Source organism: Streptomyces aureoversilis (assembly GCF_042657885.1).
Taxonomy (GTDB): Bacteria; Actinomycetota; Actinomycetes; order Streptomycetales; family Streptomycetaceae; genus Streptomyces; species Streptomyces aureoversilis.
This window is the reverse complement of sequence record NZ_JBHSKJ010000011.1, coordinates 25,226-45,515: the sequence shown is the minus strand read 5'-3', so window position 1 is coordinate 45,515 and position 20,290 is coordinate 25,226. Positions and strand designations below refer to the sequence as shown.

16 protein-coding genes are annotated in these 20,290 nt (G+C 75.7%); 12 read left to right on the top strand and 4 right to left on the bottom strand.

The features are described 5' to 3' along the window. Positions 1-4: 4 nt before the first annotated feature. From ACFPP6_RS20105 to ACFPP6_RS20085, 5 genes are all read left to right on the top strand, one after another. On the top strand, positions 5-235 hold the full coding sequence (locus ACFPP6_RS20105) for a phosphopantetheine-binding protein (RefSeq protein ID WP_058042512.1): 231 nt from the start codon (positions 5-7) through the stop codon (positions 233-235). Beyond that, entirely contained in the window at positions 232-4,392 is a 4,161-nt protein-coding gene (locus ACFPP6_RS20100) for an amino acid adenylation domain-containing protein (RefSeq protein ID WP_382044112.1), read from the top strand. The genes ACFPP6_RS20105 and ACFPP6_RS20100 overlap by 4 nt, the downstream gene beginning before the upstream one ends. Beyond that, on the top strand, positions 4,392-5,123 hold the full coding sequence (locus ACFPP6_RS20095) for a 4'-phosphopantetheinyl transferase family protein (RefSeq protein ID WP_382044110.1): 732 nt from the start codon (positions 4,392-4,394) through the stop codon (positions 5,121-5,123). The genes ACFPP6_RS20100 and ACFPP6_RS20095 overlap by 1 nt, the downstream gene beginning before the upstream one ends. Before the next feature lie 250 nt (positions 5,124-5,373). Further along, positions 5,374-6,081 (top strand): hypothetical protein, encoded by a 708-nt coding sequence (locus ACFPP6_RS20090; RefSeq protein ID WP_382044107.1) that lies wholly within the window; start codon positions 5,374-5,376, stop codon positions 6,079-6,081. A 52-nt stretch (positions 6,082-6,133) separates the two neighbouring features. Further along, positions 6,134-8,257, top strand: a complete 2,124-nt coding sequence (locus ACFPP6_RS20085) for a CHAT domain-containing WD40 repeat protein (RefSeq protein WP_382044104.1) — start codon at positions 6,134-6,136, stop codon at positions 8,255-8,257. Positions 8,258-8,321: 64 nt separating this feature from the next. On the opposite strand, the gene ACFPP6_RS20080 is transcribed toward ACFPP6_RS20085, so the two are convergent. Further along, on the bottom strand, positions 8,322-8,720 hold the full coding sequence (locus ACFPP6_RS20080) for a hypothetical protein (RefSeq protein ID WP_382044101.1): 399 nt from the start codon (positions 8,718-8,720) through the stop codon (positions 8,322-8,324). A gap of 392 nt (positions 8,721-9,112) precedes the next feature. On the opposite strand from ACFPP6_RS20080, the gene ACFPP6_RS20075 reads away from it, so the two are divergent. The 5 genes from ACFPP6_RS20075 (at position 9,113) to ACFPP6_RS20055 (ending at position 14,869) form a co-directional block, all read left to right on the top strand. Next, complete coding sequence (locus ACFPP6_RS20075; RefSeq protein WP_382044098.1) at positions 9,113-10,642, top strand: hypothetical protein; 1,530 nt, start codon at positions 9,113-9,115, stop codon at positions 10,640-10,642. A 45-nt stretch (positions 10,643-10,687) separates the two neighbouring features. Next, positions 10,688-11,257: a GNAT family N-acetyltransferase gene (locus tag ACFPP6_RS20070; protein WP_382044095.1), complete on the top strand. Its 570-nt coding sequence runs from the start codon at positions 10,688-10,690 to the stop codon at positions 11,255-11,257. Between the two features lie 51 nt (positions 11,258-11,308). Further along, positions 11,309-13,324, top strand: a complete 2,016-nt coding sequence (locus ACFPP6_RS20065) for a DUF5107 domain-containing protein (RefSeq protein ID WP_382044092.1) — start codon at positions 11,309-11,311, stop codon at positions 13,322-13,324. Between the two features lie 91 nt (positions 13,325-13,415). Further along, positions 13,416-13,997 carry a TetR/AcrR family transcriptional regulator gene (locus tag ACFPP6_RS20060; RefSeq protein WP_382044089.1) on the top strand — a complete coding sequence of 194 codons (582 nt, stop codon included), beginning with the start codon at positions 13,416-13,418 and terminating at the stop codon, positions 13,995-13,997. A 110-nt stretch (positions 13,998-14,107) separates the two neighbouring features. After that, positions 14,108-14,869, top strand: coding sequence for an SDR family NAD(P)-dependent oxidoreductase (locus tag ACFPP6_RS20055; protein ID WP_382044087.1), 762 nt, complete (start codon positions 14,108-14,110; stop codon positions 14,867-14,869). Here ACFPP6_RS20055 and ACFPP6_RS20050 read toward each other — a convergent pair. Continuing rightward, positions 14,859-16,286: an amino acid permease gene (locus ACFPP6_RS20050; protein ID WP_382044084.1), complete on the bottom strand. Its 1,428-nt coding sequence runs from the start codon at positions 16,284-16,286 to the stop codon at positions 14,859-14,861. The genes ACFPP6_RS20055 and ACFPP6_RS20050 overlap by 11 nt on opposite strands. 370 nt (positions 16,287-16,656) lie before the next feature. On the opposite strand from ACFPP6_RS20050, the gene ACFPP6_RS20045 reads away from it, so the two are divergent. Together ACFPP6_RS20045 and ACFPP6_RS20040 are read left to right on the top strand one after the other, a co-directional pair. Further along, entirely contained in the window at positions 16,657-17,865 is a 1,209-nt protein-coding gene (locus ACFPP6_RS20045; RefSeq protein ID WP_382044081.1) for an aminotransferase class I/II-fold pyridoxal phosphate-dependent enzyme, read from the top strand. Positions 17,866-17,954: 89 nt separating this feature from the next. Continuing rightward, positions 17,955-19,076: an MBL fold metallo-hydrolase gene (locus tag ACFPP6_RS20040; RefSeq protein WP_382044078.1), complete on the top strand. Its 1,122-nt coding sequence runs from the start codon at positions 17,955-17,957 to the stop codon at positions 19,074-19,076. On the opposite strand, the gene ACFPP6_RS20035 is transcribed toward ACFPP6_RS20040, so the two are convergent. Together ACFPP6_RS20035 and ACFPP6_RS20030 are read right to left on the bottom strand one after the other, a co-directional pair. Further along, positions 19,057-19,590, bottom strand: coding sequence for a GNAT family N-acetyltransferase (locus ACFPP6_RS20035; protein ID WP_382044075.1), 534 nt, complete (start codon positions 19,588-19,590; stop codon positions 19,057-19,059). The genes ACFPP6_RS20040 and ACFPP6_RS20035 overlap by 20 nt on opposite strands. 88 nt (positions 19,591-19,678) lie before the next feature. Further along, on the bottom strand, positions 19,679-20,251 hold the full coding sequence (locus ACFPP6_RS20030) for a TIGR03086 family metal-binding protein (protein ID WP_382044072.1): 573 nt from the start codon (positions 20,249-20,251) through the stop codon (positions 19,679-19,681). Between the last annotated feature and the right edge of the window lie 39 nt (positions 20,252-20,290).

Genomic DNA, 20,290 nt, shown 5'->3' with positions numbered 1-20,290 from the left:
ACCCATGGCACTCACCCTCGAACAGATCCGGGCCGACGTCGCCGACGTGCTCGGCGAGGACCCCGCCGACATCCCCGACGACGAGAACCTCGTCGACTACGGGCTCGACTCCGTCCGCATCATGACCCTGGTCGAGCGCTGGCGCCGCGACCACGGCACCGAGGTCACCTTCGTGGCCCTCGCCGAGCAGCCGGCCATAGAGCAGTGGGCACCGCTGCTGGGGGCGGGGACGTGAACGCCCGCACCCTCGACCGGGCGGGGGCACTCCCCCTGACCGGCACCTCCGGCGCGGGACGGTCCCCCGCGCCGGAGGGCCTCCCCCTGACCGCCGCCCAGTCGGGCATGTGGTTCGCCCAGGCCCTCGACCCGGGCAGCCCCGCCCTCGGCACCGCCGAGTACCTCGAGATCCACGGCGACATCGACCCCGCGCGCTTCGCCGAGGCCCTGCACCGCACCGTCGGCGAGGCCGACGCCCTGCGGGTGCGCATCACCGACACCCCCGGCGGCCCGCGCCAGCTGCCCATCGCCGTCGAGGCCCCCGGCCACGGCTTCCCGCTGCACACCGCCGACCTGCGCGACGAGCGCGACCCGGACGCGAGCGCCCTCGCCCGGATGCGCGCCGACCTCGCCGAGCCCTTCGACCTGGCGCGCGGCCCGCTCTTCTCCCACGCCCTCTTCCGCGTGGGCGACGAGCGCTGGCTGTGGTACCAGCGCGTCCACCACGCCGTCCTCGACGGCTACGGCTACTCCCTCGTCGCCCGCCGCGTCGCCGAGCTCTACACGGCCCTGGCCACCGGCGAGGACCCCGCCCCGAGCCCCTTCGGCCGGCTCGCCGACCTCGTCGCCGAGGACGCCGCCTACCGCGAGTCCGCCACGCGCACCCGCGACCGCGCCCACTGGCTGACGGTCTTCGCCGACCGCCCCGAGGCGCCGAGCCTCGCCTCCGCGGGCCCCGCCGCGCGCCCCGCCCTGCCCTCCCGCAGCCACCTGCGCGCCACCGCGCACCTCGCCCCCGAGGCGACCGCCAGGCTGCGCCGGCTGGCCGCGTCCGTGCGGGCCACCTGGACCGACGTCCTCTTCGCCGCCCAGGCCCTCTACGTCGCCCGCGCCACCCGCAGCGAGGACGTCGTCCTCGGCCTGCCCATGATGGGCCGCATGGGCTCCGTCGCCCTGCGCGTCCCCGGCATGGTCATGAACGTGCTGCCGCTGCGCATGACCGTCACCCCCGGCACGACCTTCGCCGAACTCGTCCACCAGGCCGTCCTCGGCATCCGGGCCGCCCGCCGCCACCAGCGCTACCGCTACGAGGACATCCGCCGCGACCTCGGCCTCCTCGGCGAGGGACGGCCGCTCACCGGCCCGCTCGTCAACGTCATGCCGTTCGACTACGGGCTGACCTTCGCCGGCGCCCGCTCCGACGCGCACAACCTCGCCCCCGGCCCCGTCGACGACCTCACCGTGGGCATCTACGACCGCGCCGACGGCAGCGGCCTGCGCATCGACTACGACGCCAACCCCGCCCGCTACGGCCAGGACGAACTCGGCGCGCACCAGGCCCGCTTCCTGGACCTGCTGACCCGCCTCGCCGAACGCGACCCGCACCTGCCGCTCGGCGGCCTCCCGCTGGCCACCGACGCCGAGCGCGAACAGGTCCTCACGGAGTTCAACGACACCGCGACCGCGGTGCCGCCCACAACCCTCATCGGCCCCGTGGAGGCCCGCGCCGCCCGCACCCCGCACGCCACCGCGCTCGTCGACGGCGACCGGTCCCTCAGCTACGCGGCGCTCAACGCCCGCGCCAACCGCCTCGCCCGCCACCTGCGCACGCTGGGCGTCGCCCCGGGCACCCTCGCCGCCGTCGCCCTGCCGCGCTCCACCGAGCTCGTCGTGGCCCTGCTCGCCGTCCTCAAGGCGGGCGGCGCGTACGTGCCGCTCGACACCGCGGACCCGGCCGTGCGCCTGCGCGGGACGCTGGACACCGCCGCACCGGTGTGCGTCCTGACCGACCGCGCCGGGGCCGCCGCCCTGCCCGCCGGCGCCGCGCCCGTCGTCGTGCTCGACGACCCCGCGCTCGGCGAGGCGCTGGCCGCGCACCTGCCCACCGACCCCGGCCGGGCCCTGACCCCGCAGCACCCCGCGTACGTCCTGCACACCTCCGGCACCACCGGAGCCCCCAAGGGCGTCGTCGTCCCGCACTCGGCCATCGACAACCGGCTGCGCTGGATGCAGGCGCAGTACCCGCTCGCCCCCGGTGACCGCGTCCTGCACAAGACCCCCGTGGGCTTCGACGTCTCGGTGTGGGAGCTGTTCTGGCCGCTGCGCGAGGGCGCCACCCTCGTCCTGGCCGGGCCCGGCGCCCACCGCGACCCCGCGGAACTCGCCCGCACCATCCGCGAACAGGGCGTCACCGTCACCCACTTCGTGCCCTCGGTGCTGCAGCTCTTCCTCGCCGCACCCGGCGCGGCCGCGTGCACCGGCCTGCGGCACGTCTTCAGCAGCGGCGAGGTCCTGCCGCGCGCCACGGCCGAGGACTTCCACCGGCTGCTGCCCGGCGCCGCCCTGCACAACCTCTACGGCCCGACCGAGGCGGCCGTCGACGTCACCCACCACACCTGCCGGCCGGGCGCGACCGGGCCCGTCCCCATCGGGCGGCCCGCCTGGAACACCCGCCTCTACATCCTCGACGCGGCCCTGCAGCCCTGCCCGCCCGGCGTCCCCGGCGAGCTCTACCTGGCGGGCGCCCAGCTCGCCACCGGCTACCTCGGCCGGCCGGACCTGACGGCCGAACGGTTCGTGGACGACCCGTTCGCGGAGCCCGGCGCACGCATGTACCGCACGGGCGACCTCGCCCGCTGGCGGGAGGACGGCGAGGCCGAGTACCTCGGCCGCACCGACCGCCAGGTCAAGCTGCACGGGCGACGCATCGAACCCGACGGCGTCGAGGCCGTCCTGCTGGCCGACCCCCGCGTGCAGGCGGCCTGCGCCGTCGTCCGCGAGGACCGGCCCGGCGACCGCCGCCTGGTCGCCTACGTGACTCCGGTCTCGGCGGATGCCGCCGCCGAGACCGGCACCATCCCGCGGCCCGCCCCGGACGCCCTGCGCGAGTCGCTGGCCGCGCAGCTGCCCGAGGCCATGGTGCCGGGCGCCGTCGTGGTCCTGGACGCCTTCCCCACGGGCCCCAACGGCAAGCTGGACCGCGCGGCACTGCCCGCGCCCGGCCCGCAGGCCGATGCCGGGGGCCGGGCCCCCGCCGGGCCCTGCGAGGAGACCCTGACGCGTCTGTTCGCCGAGGTCCTCGGGCTGCCCCACGTCGGCGTCGACGACAGCTTCTTCGCCCTGGGCGGCACGTCGCTGCTCGCGGTCCGGCTCGTCGCCCGCGTCCGGGACGTCTTCGGCGAAGGCCTCGGCGTCACCGGTGACTCCGCCGGCGGAGCGGCGGACGACGGGGAGGACGGCCCGTTCGCCATGGGCACCCTCTTCCGGGCCCCGACCCCGGCCGCCCTCGCCCGCAGGCTGGACGGCCCGGACGGCACCGCGGACACGGACGGCCCGGACGGCGCGCTGCTGGAGCCCGTGCTGCCGCTGCGCGCCACCGGCAGCCGTACGCCGCTGTTCGCCCTGCCCCCGGCGGCGGGCCTCGGCTGGTGCTACGCGTCGCTGCTCGCCGGCCTCGGCCCCGACCAGCCCCTCCACGCGCTCAGGTCCCGCGGGCTGGCGCCCGGCGAGCCGCTGCCCGCGACGCTGGAGGAGATGGCCGCGGACCACGCGGAGCGCATCCGGGAGATCCAGCCCCAGGGCCCCTACCGGCTGCTGGGCTGGTCGGCGGGCGGCGTCCTCGCGCACGCCGTCGCCGTACGGCTGCAGGAGGCCGGGGAGAAGGTCGAGCTGCTCGCGATGCTCGACGCCTACCCCGCGGCCGCCGCGTTCGAGAAACAGGCCGTCCTGGGCGCCCTGCTGGACATGGCGGGCTGCGCGCACGGCGACGGCGCCCCGCTCACCCGGGACGGCGTCCTCGCCGCCCTGCGCGCCGACGGCGGCGCCTTCGCCGCGCTGACCCCGCGCACCCTGCAGGCGGTGGTGGACGTCGCGCTCGGCACGACGGCCCTCGCCGGGCGGCACCCGCACCGCGTCTTCGACGGCGACGTGCTGTTCTTCACGGCCACGGGTACGGCTACGGCCACGGGTGCGGCCGGGGCTGCGGGAACGGCCGCGGACGGCCCGGGCGCACCGGGTGCACCGGGCGCGGGATCCGTGACGCGGGAGGCGTGGCGGCCCTACGTCACGGGTAGGGTGATCAACCGCGATGTCGCCTGCCCGCACGCGCACATGACGCAGCCGGGGCCGGCCGCGGAGGTCGCCGAGGCGGTGACCCGCCACCTGGGGGAGAGCTGATGCGCGTGAGCGACGGGCCGGGCACCACGCCCCGGGTCCTCGGCGAGGACTCCCTTCCGGGGGTGTGGACGCCCGGCCCGCCGCACGTGTGGCTCCTGCGGACCGACCGGCCCCTGCCCGGCCCCGCGCAGGACCCGGAGCGCATCCTCGACGCCGGGGAGCGGGCGCGCGCCGCGGCGTTCGTGCGCGACCTGCACCGCGAGCGCTACGTCGCCTCGCACACCGGGCTGCGGCTGCTCCTCGGCGCCTACCTGGGCACCGACCCGGCCGCGGTCGCGCTCGTGCGCGAGCCCTGCCCCGGCTGCGGCGGGCCGCACGGCCGCCCGGCCGCCGCCGACGCCCCCCTGCACTTCAACCTCTCGCACGCGGGCGACCTCGCGCTCATCGCCTTCGCGGACACGCCCGTCGGCGCGGACGTCGAGGAGGTGCAGCCCGCCGCGACGGCCCGGGAGCTGGCGGGCGTCCTGCACCCGGCCGAGACCGCGGAGCTGACCGCGCTGCCCGCGCCGTTGCTCCCGGAGGCCTTCGCGCGCTGCTGGACGCGCAAGGAGGCCTACCTGAAGGGCACCGGCACGGGCCTGTCGGAGAACCCGTCGGTGACGTACGTCGGCGCGGGGCCCGTTCCGGCCTCGCCCGCCGGGTGGGTGCTGGAGGACGTCCCCGCGGCGCCGGGTTACGCCGCGGCCGTCGCGGTCGCGGTCGGGGGCGCGGCGACGAACGCCCCGCGCTGAACGGGGCGCGGGGCGCATTCCGGGGGCGTGCAGTGGTGAACGGCTGAATAAGCGGCGCACGGCCCGAGGGTATTCATCTGAATTACCTATAGCCTGACTGTTCCGCGGAGGGTCATGATGCGCGTCGGGGGGAACCATGCCGACCTCTGCTTCGATCATCTTATGCGTCTTCGGGGGCCTCATGGTCCTCATCTCCCTGCTCGGCAGCGGATTTTCCGTCAGGGAAATCTCCTTTCCCCGGATCAGTCCCGTGATCCGGTCCACCGCGGCCCTCCTCGGGGCCGGACTCGTGGTGACGAGCATTGTCCTGATGGAGAACGGGAATTCCCGCGGGGGCCCGCCCGGGACCGTGGTGGCGACCACCACGCCGCCGCCCTCGCCGCAGCCCTCGCCGCCGTCCGTCCCGCCTTCCGCGCCGCCCTCCACCGGCCGGCCGCCCGGCACGCCGGCACCGCCACCACCGCCGTCGCCCGCACCGCCCACGGCACCGGCCCCGGGATCCACCCGCTCCGCGACGGCAGCCCTGATCGAGCGCGTGCCCGACGCCATCCGTCCCAGCTGCTCCGACGGCGACGCGTCCAAGTTCCCGCCGTCCGTCGTCGCCGTGGTCGCCTGCACGCCGCCCGGCGGATTTCCGGTGATCTACGCCCAGTTCGTGGACGGCATCAGCATGAGCGGCGCCTATGACAGGCTGACCGGAAAGGCCACGGTCACGCAGGACGCGTGCGGCCCCTCGGTCCCGCTCGACGGGCGGCAGAGGTACAAAGTCGGCGGAAAGACCGTGGGCGACCTCACCTGTTACGGGACTTCCGACGGCGACGCCTATCTCACCTGGTCCAGCGAGGACCTGAACATCATCGCGGAGGCCCACGCCCCCCTCGCCTCGTACGGGCGGCTGTGCGCCTGGTGGATGACGGCGGGACCGCTGCACGGCGCGGGCGCGGGCACGGCCGCGTGAGAAAGCGGGAAAGGAGAATGGTGAATTCTTCCCGGGAATTGCCGGAGCCGTGATGCGCGGAGCCGCCGATTTCGTGCTGGAGGTCAGCGGCGGTCCCGGCGGCCGGTACACGGTGGCCGTCTCCTCACCGGCCGGCGAGGGGAGCCTCTCCGTCGCCCTGGACACCGACGCCATCGGCGCCCGCCTCGCCGACCTCCAGCGGGCCGTCCTCGCCTCCTCCGTGACACCGCGCGCGGCGGCGCTCGGCCTGGAGCGTCCCGTGCGGGAGGTCGGGGAACGGCTCTTCCGCGCCGTGTTCGACGGACGCCTGCGCGGGCTGTACCTCGCCAGCCGACAACAGGCCGGCGAGCGCGACGAGGCGCTGCGCGTGGTCCTGCGCATCCGCGCCCCCGAACTCGCCGCCCTGCCCTGGGAGCTGCTCTACGACGACGAGTCCGGCGAGTACCTGTGCCTGCGCCGGCCCCTCGTCCGCTACGTCGACCTGCCCGAGCCCCTCGCCCCGCTGCGCTCCGAACCGCCCCTGAAGATCCTCGGCATGACCTCGCTGCCCCGCTCCCGCGCACCCCTGGGCGCGGAGAGCGAGCGGGCCGCCCTGTCCGTCGCGCTGGGCCCGCTGACCGAGCGCGGGCTGGTCCACCTCGACTGGGTGCCCGGCCAGACCGCGGACGACCTCTCCCGCAGGCTGCTGCGGGGCTGCCACGTCCTGCACTTCATCGGGCACGGCGCGTACGACCCGCAGCGCCACGAGGGCATGATCACCCTGGCCGACGCGGACGGGCGCGAGCACCACCTGCACGCCACCGCCCTCGCCTCGCTCCTCAGCGTGGCCCGGCCCCGGCCGCAGCTGGTGATCCTCAACAGCTGCCAGAGCGGCATGGGCAACGCCGAGGACCTCTTCTCCAGCACGGCCGCCGTGCTCGTGCGCACCGTACCGGCCGTCGTCGCCATGCAGTTCGCCGTCACCGACAAGGCGGCCACCCGCTTCGCCGCCTCCTTCTACCAGGCGCTGGCCCAGGGCCGCACCGTCGACGAGGCCGTACGGGTCGGCCGGATCGCCCTGATCGTCGACAAGGACGACAGCCTGGAGTGGGCGACCCCGGTGCTCTACCTGCGCGGCGGCGACGCCCGCCTCTTCGACATGCCCGCCGCCCGGGCGGAGGCCGGACCGGCCGTGCCGCTGCCCGGCGCGGGCCCCGTACCGCCGAAGCCGCCCACGCCCCCGGCGGCAGTGGACGGCCCGCCCGCGGCACCCGGCGGCACACCGGCACCGCCCGGCGTCCCGCCCGCGGCGCCCGGCGCGGTGATCACCTCGCGCGTCCTCGACACCCGCCAGTGGGTGCACGCCCTCGCCTTCCACCCCGACGGCAGACGGCTGGCCACCGGATCCCGCAACCGGGTCAGGGTCTGGGACGCCCTGACCGGCAACCGGATCTGGGAGCAGCCGGTGGGCGGCTGGCTCTCGTCCGTCTTCGCCGCCGCGTTCAGCCCCGGCGGCCGCCGCCTGGTCACCGGGGGCGCCGACAGCACCGTCCGCATCTGGGCCTCCTCCAACGGCGAGGAGCTGCTGCGCCTGCGCCACGACCACGTCGTCTTCGGCGTGGCCTTCAGCCCCGACGGCTTCCGCGTCGCCTCCGCCTCCGCCGACCGCACGGTCCGGCTGTGGGACTCCACCAGCGGCGACACCATGCTGCGCATCACCCACGACCAGGTCGTGACGGACGTGGCCTTCAGCCCGGACGGCGCGCGCCTCGCCTCGGCCTCGGCCGACCGCTCCGTACGTCTGTGGTCGCTCGGCGGTGACGCGCTGCTGCGCCTGCGCCACGACCACGCGGTCAAGGCCGTCGCGTTCAGCCCCGACGGCGGCCGGCTGGCGACGGCCGGTGACGACGGCTGCGTCCGCGTGTGGGACGCCGGCAGCGGCCACCAGCTCCTGCTCGTGCGGCACGGGGACGCCGTGAAGGACGTGGCCTTCAGCCCCGGCGGCCACTGGCTCGCCACGGCCTCCGCGGACCGCACGGCGGGCGTGTGGGCCGTTGCGGACGGCACCCGCGCCCTGCGCGTGCAGCACCATCACACCGTCTTCTGCGTGGCGTTCGGCCCGGACGGCGACTGGCTGGCCAGCGGCAGCGAGGACAGGACGGTGAAGCTGACGCCGGTGCCGGGGGAACGCGGATGAGCCCGGCGGGGAGGCCGCCGGGCCCACCACAGGGGGACCGGTGCAGGGGGACCGGTCCCGGGGATCAGCGCGGTGCGGTGCAGATCGCGACCGCTCTGATCGTTTCGGCGCCCCCGCCCGCGGGGTTGGTGTTCGTACCGCGGATCACCCAGCCGTTGCCCTCCTGGAACGAGTCGGTGAAGAAGATGCGGATGCCGCTGGTCTTCCCTCCACCGCCGCTGGGCACCCGGCCGGCCGGGCAGGCCACGAAGGTGCGGCCGTTGGTCTGCGGCGCCACGGAGAGGGCGGGGCCCTCCACCTGGTCGAATCCACCGATCTCCGGCCCGTCCTCGGCGAATTCCCGTGCCTTGTCCGATGCGGCGACGGGCTTGTCGTCGGCGGCGTTCTCCGCCGAGGCCGTGGTGACCAGGCCGCCCGTGAGGGCCGCGACCGCCGCCATGGCGAGGATGATGGTGCGCTTCATGCCGACCTCCTGTGTCGTGAAGCCGTGGGCCGCTTCCCGAGGGATGCGGAAGCTCCGGATCCACAAGCTACGGAGGAAGGAGTGATCGAGTGCAGGGAGCGATGGTGGGTACTTCCGGGGCGCGCGGAAGTGCAGCCGCTTCCGTGGAATGGCTGACGCCCGGGGGCGGTGGGGCACCCGGTGCGCATGAGCCAACTGCTCGCTGCCGTAGGCCCGTTTCCCCTGCGCGGCTCTTGCACCGGCGCGCCCCGGAAGTACCCCCCGCGCCCCTCGTGTGGTGGATGCCCTGCTTGTCCCGTTCGCGGGCACGCTGAGTGACTCAGCACACGGTCGTGCAGCACGCGCTAACAGCCGGTACGCGCACCGGACGGCATCAGGCAGAGGGGGCTCCCGTGCCCGACCCCATCACGATCAGCATCGAACCGTACCAGGAGGGCACGGCGACGGACTCGTCCCTCGCCGGCGACCTCGTCGGCCTCCCCGCCGTCCGCGAACGCATCTCCGGACCCCGGTCGGCCGTCGCCGACTTCCGGCTCCTGGAGAAGGACGCCGGCGCCGACGCGCCGTTCCGCGCCGTCGTCCACGACCCGGACGCCTACCGCTCGGTCGAGGTCACCGGCCGGCTCGGCGACCTGGCCGGGGCGACCGCGCGCTCGGTGCGGTTCCGGCCGCTGCCCGGCCGCGAGGAGTTCGACCGGGCGGTCGAAGCGGTGCGCGCCCACGCCGAGTTCGGGCCGCAGCTGGCGGCCGACGGCGCGCTCGCCTACCGGCCCATGCCGCCGCTCGCCGACGTCACCCACGCCGACGGCACCGTGGACCGCGTCGTCACCGTCGGCCTGCGCACCCCCGGGAGCGACGTCAAGCACCGCATCGTCGGGGTCCGCACGAAGGACGGCACGGTGATCCCCGCCCCCGAGGGCGTCTCCGCCCCCTCCGCCCTGGACTGCGTGACCATCCCGCCCGCCGACAACTGCCCCGACCCGTCGGGCGGTCCGCGGGCCGTCCGCGTCAGGGTGCGCCGCGGGGCCACCGAGCTGTGGAACCTGGTGGTCAACCGGCCCAGGACCTCCTCCGGCGTCAACGGCTCCGGCGTGGAGCTGCGGTTCGTCGACCACAAGGGCGAGCGCGTCCTGTACCAGGCCCACGCGCCGATCCTCAACGTGCGCTACACGAACGACCGGTGCGGCCCCTTCCGCGACTGGGCGAACGAGGAGGTCTGCTTCAACGCGACGGGCTCCGACCCGGTCGGCCCGGGCTACCGCCTGTGCACCTCGGCGCCGCGCACGATCCTCGACACCCACAGCGACCAGGGCAACTTCCGCGGCGTCGCGTTCTTCCACGACGGCTCCGCGCTCCGCATCGTCAGCGAGCTCGCCGCCGGCTGGTACCGCTACGTCACCGAGTGGCGGCTCGCCGACGACGGGACCATCCTGCCGCGCTTCGGCTTCTCCGCCGTCACCAACCCGTGCACCTGCCTGGCCCACACGCACCACGTGTACTGGCGGCTGGACCTGGACGTCGGGGGCTCGACCGCCAACCGGGTGGACGAGTTCGACGACGCCACCGGCTGGACGCCCGTCCGCCTGGAGACCCAGCGCACCCGCAACCCCGCCGGGCACCGGCAATGGCGCGTCGTCGCCCCGGCGACCGGGCGCGGCTACGCCCTCGTGCCGGGCGCGAACGACGGCACGGCGGACGCCTACGGCGTGGCCGACCTGTGGGTCCTGCGCTACCGCGGCACGGAGATCGACGACGGGCAGCCCTCCGACACGCGCGCCCACATCGGTGACTTCGTCAACGGCGAATCCGTGGACGGGCAGGACCTCGTGGTCTGGTACGGGGCCCACTTCTTCCACGACGAGGCCGGTCCGCCGCCCCCGTCGCACGTCGTCGGCCCGGACCTCCGCCCGGTCGTGGTGTGATCGCGGCTCCTCCCCGGGGCGGTGGCCGGACCGTACGATGAAGCGGTGTCCGATCACCAGACCGCCGGCGCCCGCGCCCGCGTCCTCGCCGAGGGGCCGCGGGTCGCGATCCGGGCCGTCACGCCGGAGGACGGTCCGGAGTTCACCCGCCTGGTCCGGGACAGCGCGGACCTGCACCGCCCGTGGCTGTCCATGCCCACCACAGAGGAGGGCTTCGCGCAGTATGCCGCCCGCTTCGACGGGGAGCAGCGGGCGGGCTTCCTCGTGTGCCTGCGCGACTCCGGGCGCCCGGCCGGCTTCGTCAACATCAACAACATCGTGCGCGGAGCCTTCCTGTGCGGCGCGCTCGGCTACGGCGCGTTCGTGCCGTCCGCCGGGCGCGGCCTCATGAGCGAGGGGTTCGGGCTCGTCCTGCGCCACGCCTTCGGCCCGCTGGGCCTGCACCGCCTGGAGGCGAACATCCAGCCGGGCAACACGGCGTCACTCGCGCTGGTGAAGCGGCACGGCTTCCGGCTGGAGGGCTTCTCCCCGGATTTCCTCTTCATCGGCGGGGCGTGGCGCGACCACGAACGCTGGGCGATCACCGCGGACATGCCGCAGGAGCACCAGGATTGAGACCGGACCGCCGGGGCTGACCCCGGACCACCAGGGTTGAGAGAGGTTGCCGTGCCCACGACCATCCGACGCGCCGTGCTGTCCCTGCCCGCCGCCCCGCTCGGCGCGGAGGATCCGCTGCCGTCCCTGCGCACGGCCGCCGACGTCCACCGCATCGACGCCGAACAGCGCAGGGCCCTGCCCGCCGACATGGCCCGCCAGGCCGGCCACGCGCCCCTGCGGTCCCTGCTGCCCGTGCGCCGCCGCGACGGCTACTCCCGCAGGCGCACCCCCGCCGATCTCGAGGCGATCGTCATCGAGAACGACCGGCTGCGCGCCACCGTCCTGCCCGGCCTCGGCGGGCGCGTGCACTCCCTGGAGTACAAGCCGACGGGCCGGCAGCTGCTCTACCGCAACCCCGTCCTGCAGCCCGCCTCGTTCGCCCTGAACGGCGCCTGGTTCTCCGGCGGCATCGAATGGAACATCGGTGCGACCGGCCACACGACGCTGTCCGTGGCCCCGCTGCACGCGGCCCGCGTGCCCGCTCCCGACGGCGGGGAGATGCTGCGCCTGTGGGAGTGGGAGCGCCTGCGCGACCTGCCGTTCCAGGTCGACCTGTGGCTGCCCGACGGCTCGGACTTCCTCTACGTGGGCGTGCGCGTCCGCAACCCCCACGACCGGCCCGCCCCGGTCTACTGGTGGTCCAACATCGCCGTCCCCGAGGAGGCGGGCACGCGCGTGCTCGCGCCCGCCGAGGCGGCCTGGCGGTTCGGCTACGAACGCAGCCTGAGCCGGGTCCCGGTGCCCGGGTGGGACGGCGCCGACCGCACGTACCCCCTGAACAGCACGCACGCCTCCGACTTCTTCTACGACGTGCCGGGCTCGGAGCGCCGCTGGATCGCCTCCCTCGGCGCGGACGGCCACGGCCTCGTGCAGACCTCGACCGATCTGCTGCGCGGCCGCAAGCTCTTCGTCTGGGGCTCGGGCCGCGGCGGCCGGCGCTGGCAGGAGTGGCTCACGGAGCCGGGCACCGGCGGCTACGCCGAGATCCAGGCCGGGCTCGCCCGCACCCAGCTGGAGCACGTGCCGCTGGAGGCGGGCGGCGCGTTCGCCTGGCTGGAGGCCTACGGGCCGCTGGCCGCGGACCCCGCCATCGTGCACGGCGGCGACTGGGCGGCGGCCCGCGGCGAGGCGGCCGCCCGGCTGGAGGCGGCCCTGCCCCGTGCCGACGTGGACGCGGCGTACGCGGCGTGGCGCCCGTACGCCGACGCCGAGCCGAAGGAGAGCCTGCACACCGGCTCCGGCTGGGGCGCCCTGGAGGCCGAGCGCGGGCACTACGACCTGCCGGGCACGCCCTTCGCGCCGGAGACGCTGGGGGAGGAGCAGGAGCCCTGGCTGGAGTTCCTGCACCGGGGGGAGTTCCCGCGGCCGGACCGGAGCCTGCCGCCCGGGCCCTCGCTCGTCTCGCCCCGCTGGCGCGAGCTGCTGGAGACCATCGGCGACGGAGACCTCTGCGGCGCCTACCACCTCGGGGTCGCCCGCTGGCACACCGGCGACCGCTCGCAGGCCGTCCGCGCCTGGGAGGCTGCGGGCGGCCTGTGGTGGGCGAAGCGCTGCCTGGCCTTCGCCGACGCCGAGGACGGCCATCCCGAGCGCGCCGCCGACCGCTATCTGGAGGCGTTCGGCGAAGCCTGCGGGGAGCGGCGCGAGAACGCCTCGTGGACCGCCGCCATGGCCGCGCTCGGCCGCGAGGCGGTGGAGGCGCTGCTGGCCGCCGGCCGGGCGGACGACGCCTCGGCCGTGCTGGACGGCCTGCGCCCGGACCTCCGCGAGCACGGCCGCTTCCGGCTGCTGCGCGCCCGGGTGCTGCTCGCGCAGGGGGACGCCGCGGCCGCGCAGGAGGTCTTCGACGGCGGCTTCGAGGTGGAGGACCTGCGCGAGGGGGACGAGTCCCTCGGCGAGACCTGGTACGCGATCCAGGCGCGGCTGCTGGCGGGCGAGGGGCCCGTCACCGAGGAGATCCGCGCGCGGGCGCGGGCCCGGGCGCTGCCCCGGCCGTACGACTTCAGGATGCGGCCGGTCCCGTAGGCCTCCCGCGCCGCCCGGCCGTCCCCGGCGGCCGGGCTTTCTGGACCGTTCATTCTTGACCGAACGTTCTCGAATCCGCTACGGTCAACTCATGGCCAGGACCAAGGAATTCGATCCGGATGCCGCGCTCCAGTCGGCCGTCGAGCTGTTCTGGCGGCGCGGCTACGAAGCGACGTCGATGGCCGACCTCGTCGGTCACCTGGGCATCGCACGGGCCAGCCTGTACGCGACGTTCGGCAGCAAGCGCGAGCTCTACCTCAAGGCGCTGCAGCGCTACAGCGAGCAGCACAGCCCGCGCATCGCCGAGGAGCTCTCGCGCCCCGGCCCGGCCCTGCCGGCCGTGCGGAGGCTGGTGACCCGCTTCGCCGACGAGGCGGCCGACGACGAACTGCGGCGCGGCTGCTTCGTCACCAACACCGCCGTCGAACTGGCGCCGCACGACCCCGCCGCCGCCCGCGGCGTCGAGGAGAGCTGGCTCGCCCTGGAGGCGGCGCTCACCGCCGCGCTGACGCGGGCTCAGGAGCAGGGCGAGCTGCCCGCCGGCCGCGACCCCGTGGCCCTCGCCCGGATGCTGCTCGTCCTGATGCAGGGCATGCGGGTGGTCGGCAAGGCGGTTCCCGGCCGGGCCCGCCTCCGGGACGCGGCCGCGCAGGCCCTCGCCCTGCTGGAGTGAAGCGAGGCGAAGGTGACGGACTCCTGCCGCTCTTCCGGACCGCTGCCGCCGTCACGGCATCTCATGCAACACAACCGCCTTGATGCGACCCATTGCTTAGGAGTGTCGACATGACCGCACGTTTCACCGGCCGGACCGTCCTCGTCACCGGCGGTGGTACGGGAATCGGCCAGGCCATCGCCCTCGCCTTCGCCCGGGAGGGCGCCCGGGTCGTGGTCGCGGGCCGCAGGGAGGAGCCGCTGAAGGAGACCGTGGCCTTCGTGGAGGCGGAGGGCGGCGAGGCCGTCGCCGTCACCGCGGACGTGACCCGGGCCGAGGACGTGCGGGCCCTCGTGGAGCAGACCGTCGCGCGCTTCGGCAGCCTCGACGTCGCCGTGAACAACGTGGGTCTCGCCGTGCCCCCGGCCAAGGTGGCGGACGTGCCCGAGGAGGACTTCGACCGGATCGTCGAGACCAACCTCAAGGGCGTCTGGCTGTCCATGAAGTACGAGATCGGGCACATGCGCGCCAACGGCGGCGGCGCCATCGTGAACATCGCGTCCAACGTGGGCGCCCACCGCAGGAAGCCCGGATTCGGCGCGTACACGGCCACGAAGGCGGCCGTCTCCGCCCTGACGCGCAACGCCGCGCTGGACCACATCGCCGAGGGTGTGCGGATCAACGCCGTGAGCCCCGGGCCCGTCGAGACGCCGATGTCCTCGCGCCCCGGCGAGTCCTCGCTCGACAAGGCCGAGCGCATGAGCCGCGAGGTGCCGGCCGGCCGCGCGGGCACCCCCGACGAGATCGCGTCCGCCGTGCTCCACCTCGCCTCGGACGAGGCCGGCTACACCGTGGGCGCCGACCTCGTCCTCGACGGCGGCGTCACGGCCTGACGGCCTCCGCCTGCTCTGTCTGCTCCGCCGTCCCGGCCAGCTCCGGGGCGGCGGACTGCGCCCCGGCCCCGTCCTGCGCCGCGTCCTGTGCCCCGGTCTGCGCCGCGGGGCGGCGGGCCGTCAGCCACACGTAGACGAGGATGCCGGCGAAGAGGAACAGCACGCCCTGGTAGACGGCCGCGTACCCGGCGCCCGCCACCAGCCAGAAGGAGAAGGCGAACGCGCCCAGCGCGAGCGCCATGTCACGGACGAAGCGGCCGGTGCGGACCTTGTCCCGCTGCCCCGTGAGCAGGAAGTACACCTGCGCGGCGGCGGCCAGGAGGTACGGGACCGTCGCGGAGAACGTCGTGATGAGGACCAGGATCTCGAAGACCCCGCCCACGCCCGAGGTGTAGTTGACGACGGTCAGCAGCGAGGCGAGGACCGCGGCGGCGAGCACGCCGAACGTCGGCACCCCGCGCTTCTTCTTCCCGAACGCGGCCGGGAACAGCCCGTCCTGCGCGGCGGCGTAGGGGGCCTGGGCGCTCATCAGCGTCCAGCCGTTGAGGGCGCCCACGATGGAGATCACGGCGCAGAGGGCGATCAGCGTGCCGCCCCAGTGGCCGCCGAACATCACGTCGACCGCGTCCGAGAACGGCGCCGTGGACTCCACCAGCTTGTCGTGCTCGACGGTGCCGAAGACCGAGACGGTGCCCAGGAGGTAGACCAGCGCCGCGCCCACGGTGCCCAGGACGCTCGCGCGCCCCACGTTGCGCTCCGGGTCGCGGACCTCGCCCGCGCTCATCGCGGCGGACTCCACGCCCACGTAGGAGTAGAGCAGGATCGCGGCCGACGCCGTCAGCCCGCCGGTCCAGTTGCCGTCGGAGGTGGTGAACGAGCCGAGCTTGTCCGGGTCGAAGAAGAACAGGCCGACGACCGCGACGAACAGCAGCGGCACGAACTTCATCACCGTGGAGATCATCTGGACCGCGCCCACCCAGCGCGTACCGGCCAGGTTCGCGAGCGTGGGCAGCCACAGCATCGCCAGCGCCATGGCGAGGTCCCCGGCCATGGAGCCCTTGCCGGTCATGACGTGCAGGTAGCCGACGCCGGCCACGGCGAGGGCCGCGTTGCTCACCCACGTCATGGTCCAGAACGACCAGGCGGACAGGAAGCCGGCGAAGTCGCCGAAGGCCTCGCGCGCGTAGACGTACGGGCCGCCGGTCTTCGGATGGCGCTCCGCGAGGCGCCCGAAGACCAGGGCCAGGGCGATGGCGCCGACGGTCAGGACGCCGAACGCCAGCAGGCTGACCGTGCCGAACGGGGCGACGGACGCGGGCAGCAGGAAGATGCCGCCGCCGATGATGTTGCCCATGACCAGGGCAGTGGCGGTCGGGAGGCCGAAACGGCGGGTGTGCGTGCCGTCGGTGTCGTGCATGAGGGGGTGTGCCTCTCGGTCCAGCGGGCAGGTTCGCCAGGATGTGCGACACGACATGGTGACCGGAGCTGGGCAGTCCGCAAAATCCTTTGTTTTTGTCCCGCCGCCCCCGCCCGGCGGCCGCAAATGGTGCTGCGAGACGGGCTCCGGGCCGTGATTCGTCCAGCCGCCCCCGGACCGGCCGCCGCCCCCGCCCCGCGGGGGCCGCGCCCGCCCGGCCACGGCCGAAGGACGTCACCCGCCCGCCCGTGTCGGCCCGCTCCGCACCCCCTGATCTGCGAAGGTGGACGGGGGCGGCAGCAGGCGGCCCCGGTGCCGTACAGGCGCTGCCGCCCGGTGCACACGGCGCGGCGGTCGGAGGTACGGACGGATGCAGGTCAGCTTTCCCGTGCTCCCGGCCGGCACCGTGCCCGAGCGCGGGCTGCCCGTGCTGCCGGAGCTCGCCGCGCGCCTCGCGCAGGCCGCCCGGGACAGCGCGCCCGAACCGGTCGGCGGAGGGGACGCCCTGCGCGCCGCCGCCTGCGGCTACTGGGCGCGCCGCGGCCTGCCGACCGCGCCCGAGCACGTCGTCGCCGCGCCCGGGGCCCAGCCCCTGCTGCTCGCGGTCCTCGCGGGGGCCGGCGGCGACGTCCTGCTCACGCGCCCGTGCGCCGCCTGGTACCCCCCGCTCGCCCGGCTCGCCGGCCGCCCCACCTACCACGTGCCCGTGCCCGCCGAGTGCGGCGGCGTGCCCGACCCCTTCGCGCTGCTGGAGACCGTGCGCCGGATCCGCGCCGAGGGCGGCAGGCCGCGCGTGCTCGTCCTGTCGGTCGCCGACGACCCCACCGGCTCGGTCACCCCGCCCGAGCTCCTGCACGAGGTGTGCGAGGCGGCCGTCGGCGAGGAGCTGACCGTCGTCAGCGACGAGACCTGGCGCGACATGCGCCACGACCCCGGCGGAACGGTCTTCTTCGGACCCGCCGAGATGTGGCCCGACCACGTCGTCGTCCTCACCGACCTGGCCGGCGGCCTCTTCCCCACGGCCTGGCCCGCCGCCGTCGCCCGCTTCCCGGCCGGGGGGCGCGGCCCGGTCCTGCGCGCCCGGGTCACCTCCGCGCTCGCCGCCGTACGGGCCGAGCTGGCACCGCCCGTCGCCGCGGCCGCCGCCTACGCCCTCGACGAGCCCGGGCCGGTCCGCGCCCGGGCCGCCGCCGCGGTCCGGATCTACGGCGCCCTCGCCGGCGCCGCCCACGAGCACCTCACCGCGGCCGGCGTCCTCAGCCGCCCCTCGCAGGCCGGGCCCTACCTCTACGCCGACCTCGGCGAGCTGCGCGCCGCCCTCGCCGGCCGCGCCATCACCGACTCCGTCGAGCTCGAGGCGCACCTCAGCACCGCCCTCGGCCGCCCCGTGCCCGGCGGCCACCGCTTCGGCGACGCCCCCGACGCCCTGCGGGTCCGCATCTCCACCCCGCCCCTCCTCGGCGACACCGACGAGGAGCGGCAGCGCGCCCTGGACGCCCCGGACCCGCTGGCCGCGCCGGGGGTCGCCGCCGCACTGACCAGTTTCGGATCGGCCTTCGGCCGGCTCGCCGGCGGCTGACCTACCGTGGCCGGTCGTGCGGGACCCGGCGCACGCCACGCCAGGACATGCCGCACCGCCCCGGTTCCCCAGCGATTGGAGCCCCCTCGATGACCGAACAGACCGAGCGCCCTCTCGCCGAGCCGCGCCCGCTCGGTGAGCTCCGCATCTGGCCCAAGTCGTTCGCCGACCGCCTCACCGCGCCCCTGCCGGGCGTGCGCGCCCTCGCCCGGCTGGCCCGCGAGGGGCGGCTGCGGCCCGGCGCCGAGGCCCTGCGGGAGGTCGCCGCGCTGCCGGTCGAGCCCGGTCCGCTGCCGGTCACCGACGCCGCCACGACCGCGGTCACCTGGGCCGGGCACGCCAGCTGGGTCGTGCGCACCGGCGGTCTGACGGTGCTCACCGACCCCGTCTGGTCGCGCCGGATCCTCGGCACGCCGCCCCGGCTCACCCCGGTCGGGGTCCGCTGGGAGGACCTGCCGCCGGTCGACGCGGTCGTCATCAGCCACAACCACTACGACCACCTCGACGCGCCCACCCTCAAGCGGCTGCCCCGCCACACCCCGCTGCTCCTGCCGGCCGGGCTGGCCCGCTGGGCCCGGCGGCGCCGCTTCACGCACGTCACCGAGCTCGACTGGTGGGAGGCCGTCGAACTGCCCGGCCCGGCCGGCCCCGTCCGCTTCGACTTCGTCCCGGCCCACCACTGGAGCAAGCGCACCCTGACCGACACCTGCCGCTCGCTGTGGGGCGGCTGGGTGATGACCGCCCCCGGCGGGCAGCGCGTCTACTTCGCGGGCGACACCGGCTACGGCCACTGGTTCGAGCGCATCGGCCGCCGCTACGACGGCATCGACCTCGCCCTGCTGCCGATCGGCGCGTACGACCCGCGATGGATGCTGGGCACGGTCCACACCGACCCGGAGGAGGCCGTCGCCGCCTGCCAGGACCTGGGCGCCCGGGCGATGGCCCCCATGCACTGGTCGACCTTCATCCTCTCGGCCGAGCCGCCGCTGGAGCCCCTGCGCCGCGTCCGCGCCGCCTGGGAGGCGACGGGCCGCCCGCGCGAGGACCTCTGGGACCTGCCCGTCGGCGGGTCCCGGATCCTTCCCGGGGCCCGGACCGTTCCGGGGTGGCCGGGCCCGGCGCCCTCCTCCCGGAGCGCCCGCCCCCTGACCCTGCCCGGCAGCGACCCGGCCGGGGGCGCGCACGGAGGTCCTACGGCCGCGCCTCGATGACGTGGACGCAGACCGGCACGCCGTACTCCGGGTGCGTCGTCTCCCGGTCGTGCCGCATCCCCAGCTTGCGCATGACCGCCGCGGGGGCCTCGTGGCCGGTGCGGTGCACGCCGACGACCCGGGCGAGCCCGCGGTCGCGGAACGCGAAGTCCAGGACGGCGCGCGCGGCCTCGGTGGCCAGGCCGTCGTCCCAGAAGGGGCGGCCGAGCCGCCAGCCGATCTCCACGGCCGGGCGCAGCTCGGGCAGTTCGGCGGGCACGGACAGGCCCGCGAAACCGGCCAGCCGGCGCGACCGGCGCACCTCGACGGCGAAGAGGCCCACGCCGTGCTCGTCCCACCCCTGTTCCCAGGCCGCGACGGCGGCCGCGGTCCGTTCCCGGTCGTGCACCGAGCCGTCGCCGGTCCAGCGCATCACCTCGGGGTCGGCGTTGACGGCGGCCATCGGCTCGACGTCGGCCGCGCGCCAGCGGCGCAGGGTCAGGCGGGGCGTGAGGAGCGTGAGTGGGGAGGCCATGGCGGCATCCTGCCCAGCGCGGTGCCGATTACCCGGCCCCTGCCGGTCGGCCGTCCGGGGAGGTGCCGGCGGCCCGGGGGACGGGCCTTCAGACCCGGCGCCCGAGCTGCGCGAGCAGCAGGGTCTGCGCGTCGGCGCCCGGCGGCGGCTCCACCGGCTCGGCGAACAGGCCGGTTCCCGCCAGGCTGTCGATGTACGGCTCCACCTCGCGCCGCGTGAGCTCCACCAGCGGCCCGGGCAGCCGCTCGTCCGCGCCGATCGCGCGGGAGAGGTCCCACGCGTGGACGACCGCGTCCGCCGTCATCTGCGAGCAGTACCCGCGGGTGTCGGACGGCCCGGAGGACAGCTCCACCGTCCGCTCCAGGGCCCCGGGCGCGGAAAACGCCTCGCGCGCGGCGGCCTCGGCCGCGTCCCAGGCGGCCACCGGGTCGTCCCCCAGCTGGTCGCCGTCCAGCGCGTCGCCGACGTCGTCGATGGACCGGCCCTCCAGCAGCGGCGGTACCCACAGCTGCTCCACGGCCAGATGGTTGACGAGGTCGCGCACGGACCACTCGGTGCAGGGCGTCGGTTCGTCCCACTGGCCGGGGCGGACGGCGTGCACGCGCTCCGTGAACAGCGCGAGCGCCTCCCGGTGCCGGTTGAGCAGCGTCGCATCGGTCATGGGCCCATTGTCGGGGCGCGGCGGCCCGGGCGCCCGCCC

Excerpts from the sequence above, each read along its gene's own strand:
- ACFPP6_RS20105 (WP_058042512.1), top strand. The coding sequence starts at position 5 with ATGGCACTCACCCTCGAACAGATCCGGGCCGACGTCGCCGACGTGCTC.
- ACFPP6_RS20050 (WP_382044084.1), bottom strand. The coding sequence starts at position 16,286 with ATGCACGACACCGACGGCACGCACACCCGCCGTTTCGGCCTCCCGACC.
- ACFPP6_RS20030 (WP_382044072.1), bottom strand. The coding sequence starts at position 20,251 with ATGACCGATGCGACGCTGCTCAACCGGCACCGGGAGGCGCTCGCGCTG.
- ACFPP6_RS20055 (WP_382044087.1), top strand. The coding sequence starts at position 14,108 with ATGACCGCACGTTTCACCGGCCGGACCGTCCTCGTCACCGGCGGTGGT.
- ACFPP6_RS20095 (WP_382044110.1), top strand. The coding sequence starts at position 4,392 with ATGCGCGTGAGCGACGGGCCGGGCACCACGCCCCGGGTCCTCGGCGAG.
- ACFPP6_RS20060 (WP_382044089.1), top strand. The coding sequence starts at position 13,416 with ATGGCCAGGACCAAGGAATTCGATCCGGATGCCGCGCTCCAGTCGGCC.
- ACFPP6_RS20080 (WP_382044101.1), bottom strand. The coding sequence starts at position 8,720 with ATGAAGCGCACCATCATCCTCGCCATGGCGGCGGTCGCGGCCCTCACG.
- ACFPP6_RS20085 (WP_382044104.1), top strand. The coding sequence starts at position 6,134 with ATGCGCGGAGCCGCCGATTTCGTGCTGGAGGTCAGCGGCGGTCCCGGC.
- ACFPP6_RS20035 (WP_382044075.1), bottom strand. The coding sequence starts at position 19,590 with ATGGCCTCCCCACTCACGCTCCTCACGCCCCGCCTGACCCTGCGCCGC.
- ACFPP6_RS20045 (WP_382044081.1), top strand. The coding sequence starts at position 16,657 with ATGCAGGTCAGCTTTCCCGTGCTCCCGGCCGGCACCGTGCCCGAGCGC.
- ACFPP6_RS20040 (WP_382044078.1), top strand. The coding sequence starts at position 17,955 with ATGACCGAACAGACCGAGCGCCCTCTCGCCGAGCCGCGCCCGCTCGGT.